This is a genomic window from Streptomyces sp. NPDC005485 (assembly GCF_040606085.1).
In the GTDB taxonomy this organism is placed as follows: Bacteria; Actinomycetota; Actinomycetes; order Streptomycetales; family Streptomycetaceae; genus Streptomyces.
In genome coordinates this window covers 20903-27245 of sequence record NZ_JBEXDZ010000128.1, presented here as the reverse complement: position 1 = coordinate 27245, position 6343 = coordinate 20903, and the positions used below count along the sequence as shown (strand labels likewise).

7 protein-coding genes and 1 pseudogene are annotated in these 6343 nt (G+C 69.6%); 4 read left to right on the top strand and 4 right to left on the bottom strand.

Annotated elements, in window-relative coordinates:
- Positions 1 to 141 precede the first annotated feature (141 nt).
- Positions 142 to 1104 carry an intradiol ring-cleavage dioxygenase gene (locus ABZS97_RS32665; RefSeq protein ID WP_356143622.1) on the top strand — a complete coding sequence of 321 codons (963 nt, stop codon included), beginning with the start codon at positions 142 to 144 and terminating at the stop codon, positions 1102 to 1104.
- Positions 1105 to 1147: 43 nt separating this feature from the next.
- Here ABZS97_RS32665 and ABZS97_RS32660 read toward each other — a convergent pair whose 3' ends face one another.
- Positions 1148 to 2596: an ATP-binding protein gene (locus ABZS97_RS32660; RefSeq protein ID WP_356143620.1), complete on the bottom strand. Its 1449-nt coding sequence runs from the start codon at positions 2594 to 2596 to the stop codon at positions 1148 to 1150.
- 83 nt (positions 2597 to 2679) lie between these two features.
- On the opposite strand from ABZS97_RS32660, the pseudogene ABZS97_RS32655 reads away from it, so the two are divergent.
- The 3 genes and pseudogenes from ABZS97_RS32655 to ABZS97_RS32645 all read left to right on the top strand — a co-directional run.
- Positions 2680 to 2766 (top strand): annotated as a pseudogene (locus ABZS97_RS32655) (transcriptional regulator); the annotation flags it as partial.
- Positions 2767 to 2821: 55 nt separating this feature from the next.
- The gene (locus ABZS97_RS32650) at positions 2822 to 3208 is read left to right on the top strand and encodes a hypothetical protein (protein ID WP_356143618.1); all 387 of its coding nucleotides are present in this window, start codon (positions 2822 to 2824) and stop codon (positions 3206 to 3208) included.
- Between the two features lie 154 nt (positions 3209 to 3362).
- The gene (locus ABZS97_RS32645) at positions 3363 to 4709 is read left to right on the top strand and encodes a pectate lyase (protein WP_356143616.1); all 1347 of its coding nucleotides are present in this window, start codon (positions 3363 to 3365) and stop codon (positions 4707 to 4709) included.
- 63 nt (positions 4710 to 4772) lie between these two features.
- On the opposite strand, the gene ABZS97_RS32640 is transcribed toward ABZS97_RS32645, so the two are convergent.
- The 3 genes from ABZS97_RS32640 to ABZS97_RS32630 form a co-directional block, all read right to left on the bottom strand.
- A complete protein-coding gene (locus tag ABZS97_RS32640) occupies positions 4773 to 5207 on the bottom strand; it encodes a nucleoside deaminase (protein WP_356143614.1) in 435 nt (144 codons plus the stop codon).
- A gap of 65 nt (positions 5208 to 5272) precedes the next feature.
- A complete protein-coding gene (locus tag ABZS97_RS32635; RefSeq protein WP_356143612.1) occupies positions 5273 to 5809 on the bottom strand; it encodes a GNAT family N-acetyltransferase in 537 nt (178 codons plus the stop codon).
- 38 nt (positions 5810 to 5847) lie between these two features.
- Positions 5848 to 6333, bottom strand: coding sequence for a hypothetical protein (locus tag ABZS97_RS32630; RefSeq protein WP_356143610.1), 486 nt, complete (start codon positions 6331 to 6333; stop codon positions 5848 to 5850).
- Positions 6334 to 6343: the final 10 nt, after the last annotated feature.

Genomic DNA, 6343 nt, shown 5'->3' with positions numbered 1-6343 from the left:
CATCGCCTCGTAGCCGGAGTAGATGCCGAGCGAGCTGCAGTGCCAGATGTCGACGTCGGTTCCGGGCCACTTCCGCGTCTACACGCTAACCACAGTCCTCACCCACGCTGTTGACAGGTGCGGTTCATACCGTCCCGGCCCATGACTGAGACAGAGAACGAGCCCTCCAAAGGACCGGCGCACAAAAGGAACATGACGCGGCGCAAGGTCGTCGTCGCAGGTGGAGCGGCCGTCGCGGCCGTGGGCGTGGGCGGCGGCCTCGCCATGAACGCGTTCGCGGGCGAGACCTCCGAGAACACAGGGGCGACCACGTCGGAGACGTGTTACGCCCTCACCACGGAGACCACCGAGGGCCCGTACTACATCGACGCGGACAAGATCCGCCAGGACATCACCGAGGACGAGGAGGGCATCCCGCTCACCCTCAAGCTCAAGGTGATCGACGCGGAGACCTGCAAGCCCGTCAAGAACGCGGCCGTCGACATCTGGCACTGCAGCTCGCTCGGCATCTACTCCGGCTACGAGGCGATGAGCAGCGGCGCCGGCGGTGGCGGCACCCCGCCGTCGGGCTCCCCCTCGGACGCGCCCTCCGGTACGCCCACCGGTGAGCCCCCGTCCGGCGCCCCCTCCGGAGGCACGGGCGGCGGCGGTGGCCACTCCGAGCCCACCGACGACGAGCGCTACCTGCGCGGCACCTGGAAGACCGACAAGCACGGCTACGTCACCTTCAAGACGGTCTTCCCGGGCTGGTACCAGGGCCGCTGCGTCCACATCCACGTCAAGGTCCACGTGGACGGCACCTGGACGGACGCGGGCTACGAGGGCGGCCACGCCTGCCACACGGGCCAGCTCTTCTTCGACGAGAAGTCGGTCCTCGCGTCGGCGAAGGTCTCCCCGTACTCCACCAACACCACCACCCGCACGACCCTGACCGAGGACACGATCTACCCGGACAACGGCCACGAGGGCGGCCTGCTCTACCTCAAGTACGACAAGAAGCACATCGCCAAGGGCGTCCACGCCCACCTGACGATGGGCGTCGCCCCGGACGAGACACACGACAGCACGGACACACAGCCGAGCGCTTCGGCTTCGGCGTCGTAACTTCCGACGCGCGGGCGCCCGGGACTGTGGAGTCCCGGGCGCCTCAGCGCCGCCAGGCCGAAACGACGTCCTGCGGACCCCACACCAGCCCGACTTCACCGGCCACCGACTCCGCCGTACCGGAGAGGGAGACGACGGCCAGGCCCGTGAAGCCCGGTGTGAAACCGGGAACCTGGGCTGCGCCCTGCACGAGGGTGGCCAGGTCGTGCCGGTCGAAGGGCGAGGCCAGCCACTTCACGGAGCCGGCGAAGAACAGGGTCCCGGCGACGGGCGAGCGATCGGCGCCGATGAGGTCGATCTCCGGCTGGAACTTCCTGTTCCACCAGCCGCCGACGACCTCCGTGTCGGGCCAGGGGAATTCTCCGTCCGCCGCGGCCAGTTCCAGCGCTTCTCGGACGAGGGGCTCTACGGCTCGCCCCCGCCAAGCCGCCCATCGGCGCTCGACCACCCGGTACGCGGCCTCGGGGCGGCCACGCCGGGACAGCTGCTGTGCGGAGCGCATCGCGGCGAGATAGAAACGCAGGTTGCTGTCGGCCACGTGGTGGAGGGCGGGCTTTCCGGAGCTGGTGGAAAGCGGGGAGTCCGCGGTGAGCACCCGCTTCTCGTCCGTGAGGCGGCGGAGCAGCGGAGACAGTATTCCGGAGGGCAGCGCACCACTCTGGCTGCCGGCGGTCGCGGCGATGTTGGCGTGAGTACGGTCACCGCTGCCGACCGCCTCCAGCACCCGGCGTGCCTGGTCGGGCGCGGGGAACTCGGCCATGAGAGCCGCCTCCGGAACACCGAAGAGCGGTGAGGCGGGGTCGGCGCACTCGGCCTTGATGAAGTCGAGGGCCGGGGTGGCATGCGGCCAGGCGCGCAGGATGCCGGGCAGCCCGCCCGAGACGAGATGAGCGTCGACGGCGTCCGACGCCTCCAGTCCCAGAGCGTCACCCGTCTCGGCAGGGTTGAGCGGGCCAAGGACCAGGCTGTCGGCCCTTCCGTAGAAAGGCCGGTCGTACGCCGTGAACCGCTCCATCATGTGCAGGTCGCTGCCGAGCAGCAGCAGAAGCACCGGGCGGTGGGAGAACAGCCGGTCCCAGGCGGTCTGGAGTGCTCCGTCGAACACCGGATCCTGTTCGGCGAGCCAGGGCAGTTCGTCGAGTACGACGATGCTGGGTGAGGCGGGCAGCACGGCGGCGAGGGTCCGCAAGGCGTCGGGCCAGTTCGTGGGAGCGGTCTTCGGGACGAACTCCTGATCGGCCGGAAGCGAGGATTCTCGGAGCTCCGCCATGAAGTCCGCGATGCCCTCCACGGGGGAGGCGCCCTTGGTCGCGGTGAAGAAGACGTACGGCCGCCGGGCGCGGTCGCAGAACTCCTGCACGAGCCGTGACTTCCCCACCTGCCGCCGGCCCCTTATGGCGACCGCGACCCCGGCGCCGTCGTCGGAGACCCTGCCCAGGCGCTTGTCCAGCAGGGCCAGCTCGGCTTCACGTCCTACGAAGGGGGTGGGCATGGGCGAGCCTCCGACGCCGGGATCTATGTAGATTCATTCTACGTAGATTCATTCTATCTCTGCCCGTCAGGCTGCAGCCCACGCGAACGCTCTTTCGTAAGGTGGAGGCGGTAGCTCTCGACCCCGCCCGGTCCCGGGACCACATCCACCGTCTGTGGAAGGAGCTGTAGACGTGATCCAGTGCCAGAGGTCCGCCTTCGTCCGCCGCCTTCAGTCGGACCGCCCGTGACAGCGGACGACGAGTTCACGCGCGCCCTCGAGACCGTCCTGAAGGACCTCCGTGCGCAGTGCGCCGTACAGCCCGACGTCCGTGAGCCCGAGGACGACTACCCCGGAGTCATCCTCTACGCGCCCGACGGCTCGGGGCAGGGCGTGTACGCGTGGCCCGACGAGCGGGCCGGTGTGCGGCTTGCCGAGGTGGCGGACGGGGTGCAGGAGTGGGCCGTCGAGGCGTTGTGGGGTGAGGGGGAACCTGCCGTGTGGCCGGGCTGCCCGGCGCATCCCGGCTCGCATCCGCTGAACGCGACCGTCGTCGACGGCGTCGCGGTGTGGGTCTGCCCCCGGGACAGGGAACGGCCGGTCGGCGCGGTCGGGGAGCTGCCGCCCGGTTGACAGCCAACAGCACGGCAGCCGCCGTGAGTTGAGGCGGAAGGGAAAGGACCGACGGGCGGCAACCTTTCCGGACCCGGTGCCCACTGATGAGTCGTAAGCCTCCACGGAGGCTTCACACCCTGCACGTGCTCCACAACCACGTAAGGACTCATCCGTGGCTTCCCCCTCCCACCGCCGGTCCCTCCGCAAGCGCCGCTCCCTTCTGGTGGCCGGTGCCGCCGTCGCGGCCACCGGTCTCGGCGCTGCCGTGTTCGTGATGAACGCGGACGCGAACCCCGTGGACCTGGCCCACCAGACGCTGCCCGCGAAGGACGGCTGGGCGGCCTCCGGCCCCGGTACGACCGGTGGCTCGCAGGCCGACTCCGCGCACGTCTTCACCGTGAGCACCCGCGCCCAGCTCGTGAAGGCGCTGGGCAGCGCCTCGAACTCCACGGCGAAGATCATCAAGGTCAAGGGCACGATCGACGCCAACACGGACGACGCGGGCAAGAAGCTGACCTGCGCCGACTACACGTCGGGCACCGGCTATTCGCTGGCCGCATACCTGAAGGCGTACGACCCCTCGACGTACGGCCGCTCCAAGCTGCCGAAGGGCACGCAGGAGACGGCCCGGGCCGCTGCGCAGGCCAAGCAGGCGAAGAACATCGTGTTCAAGGTGCCGGCCAACACCACCATCGTGGGCGTGCCCGGCACCAAGGCCGGAATCACCGGCGGCAGCCTTCAGGTGAAGGGCGTCGACAACGTCATCATCCGCAACCTCACCCTCACCGCCACCGAGGACTGCTTCCCGCAGTGGGACCCGACGGACGGCGACGACGGAAACTGGAACTCGGCGTACGACGCCGTCACCCTGCGCACGGCGACCCATGTGTGGGCCGACCACAACACGTTCAGCGACGGGCCCCACTTCGACAGCGCCAACGCGAAGTACTACGGCCGCGAGTACCAGATCCACGACGGCGCCCTCGACATCACCAACGGCTCCGACCTGGTGACCGTCGAGCGCAACCAGTTCACCAACCACGACAAGACGATGCTGATCGGCAGCAGCGACACCGACAGCACCGGCAAGCTGCACATCTCCATCCACCACAACGTGTGGAAGGGGATCATCCAGCGAGCGCCCCTGACCCGCATCGGCCAGGTCCACATCTACAACAACTACTACGACACGACCGCCCTCAACGGCTACGCGCCGTCCTACAGCATCAACTCCCGCGCCAAGGCCCAGGTCGTGGCCGAGGACAACTACTGGAGGACCGCGACCGGCCAGAAGGTCGCGAAGCTGCTCAGCGGCGACGGCACCGGCTCGGTCGCGGGCAGCGGCAACCTCGTCAACGGCACGGCGACCGACCTCGTCGCCGCGTACAACGCCGCGAACTCCAAGAAGATCAGGACGACGGTGAACTGGACGCCGACCCTGACCGCCGGTCTCCAGACGTCGGCCAAGAACCTGCCGACGGAGCTGGCCACGACGACGGGCGCCGGGGTCCTTTCCTAGGTGCGGCTCACGAGGGGCCCGGGAGCGGACGCGTTCCCGGGCCCCTCGTACCGACCGGAGCGGTCACCGCCGGTAGTAGCCCTCGATGGGAACGCGGGCCTCGTCGAACAGGGCCGGGCCCTCCTGCGGCACCGTCGGCCAGGCGCCCGAATCCGGGTTGAGCTCGACGAGTTGGTCGGTGGCGAGGGCGTAGACGACGCGGCCCAGTCCGGAACGGATGATGCCGCCGGTGCACATCCCGCAGGGCTGGCAGCTGGTGTACATGGTGGTGCGCGCGGCCGTGGCGGCGTCGAGCTCGCGGGCCGCCCAGCGGGCGAGCTTCAGTTCCGGGTGGGCCGTGATGTCGTCGTCGCGCCGCACCGTGTTGTGCGCCTCGGCGAGAACGGCGCCGTCCGGGCCGGCGAGCAGGGAGGCGTACGGTGCGTCGCCCAGGGTGACGGCGTGGGCGGCGAGATCGATCGCGCGCCGCAGGAGGACCTCGTCCTCGGGGGTGATCACGATGGTGTCCCTCCAGTGGGTGACAGCGGCGGTCAGTGCTCGGCGGTCCGGCGCGCGGGGAGCCGTTACGCCTCGAACTCCGTGAGGTCGATGGCGTGGACGATCACCGGGAAGCCGTACACCGGGTGCGCGATCTCGCGGTCCCGGGCCATGCCGAGCTTGCGCAGGACGTTCTCGGAGGCGTCGTCACCCAGCCGGGGGACGCTGATGAGGCGGTCGAGGCCGCGGTCCTGAAGGGCGAACTCCAGGGTGGCGTGGGCGGCTTCGGAGGCGTAGCCCTGGCCCCAGAAGTGGCGGGCGAAGCGCCAGCCGATCTGTACCTCGGGAAGGGTGTCCTCCGGCAGGAACTCGGACACGGACAGGCCCGTGACGCCGGCCAGTTCGCCGGAGGCGAGGAGTTCGACGGCGAAGAGGCCGAAGCCCTCGTCGTCCCACTCCTCCTCCCACCGCTCGATGTCCTCCGCGGTCCGCTCCAGATCACGCACCGAGCCGTCGTCGACCCAGCGCATGACCTCGGGGTCCGCATGGAGCTCGGACAGCGGGACGAGGTCGTCGTCGGTCCAGCGGCGCAGCAGGAGGCGAGGGGTGTGGATCTCGGTCATGCCGCCATTTTGCCTGGTGGTACGGCGCCGCGGACGACTCAGGTGTCGTACGTGCCGTCCCAGGGCGCGCCGAAGGCCAGGTGGTCGGGGTACAGCTCGGCCCAGTCGCCGCCGTCCTCCTCGTCGTCCTGCCGGACCACCAGGCCGAACAGCACGCCGTCGACGGTCAGTTGGAAGGGGCGGACAGCGATGCCCGTGTACGCCCGCCGGGGCAGGCTCCGCAGCAGTTTCCCCAGGTGGGCGCGGGCCCGGCCGAGCACCGAGTCCGGTCCGTCCGGGTTGCGCTGCTGCTCGGCCCAGGTGCCCGCACACCAGATCTCCGACTCGCGGTAACGCCCGTCGGCGTCGAAGGTGTGGAGCACCGTGTAGAGGCGCTTGTGCTCTTCCCAGCCGTCGTCGAGACGGAACCCTTCGGGGAAGGCGTATGTGATCGACGCCAGGAACTGGCCGTCCGCGTACCGCCCGATGGTTTCGGTGCGGTGCTTGGGCTCGTAGGCGATCGGAATGACCTGAGGGACTGCCATGGCGGAAACC

Bases quoted from the DNA above. Each gene is read 5' to 3' on its own strand.
- ABZS97_RS32635 (WP_356143612.1), bottom strand. From the start codon at position 5,809: ATGACCGAGATCCACACCCCTCGCCTCCTGCTGCGCCGCTGGACCGAC.
- ABZS97_RS32660 (WP_356143620.1), bottom strand. From the start codon at position 2,596: ATGCCCACCCCCTTCGTAGGACGTGAAGCCGAGCTGGCCCTGCTGGAC.
- ABZS97_RS32665 (WP_356143622.1), top strand. From the start codon at position 142: ATGACTGAGACAGAGAACGAGCCCTCCAAAGGACCGGCGCACAAAAGG.
- ABZS97_RS32630 (WP_356143610.1), bottom strand. From the start codon at position 6,333: ATGGCAGTCCCTCAGGTCATTCCGATCGCCTACGAGCCCAAGCACCGC.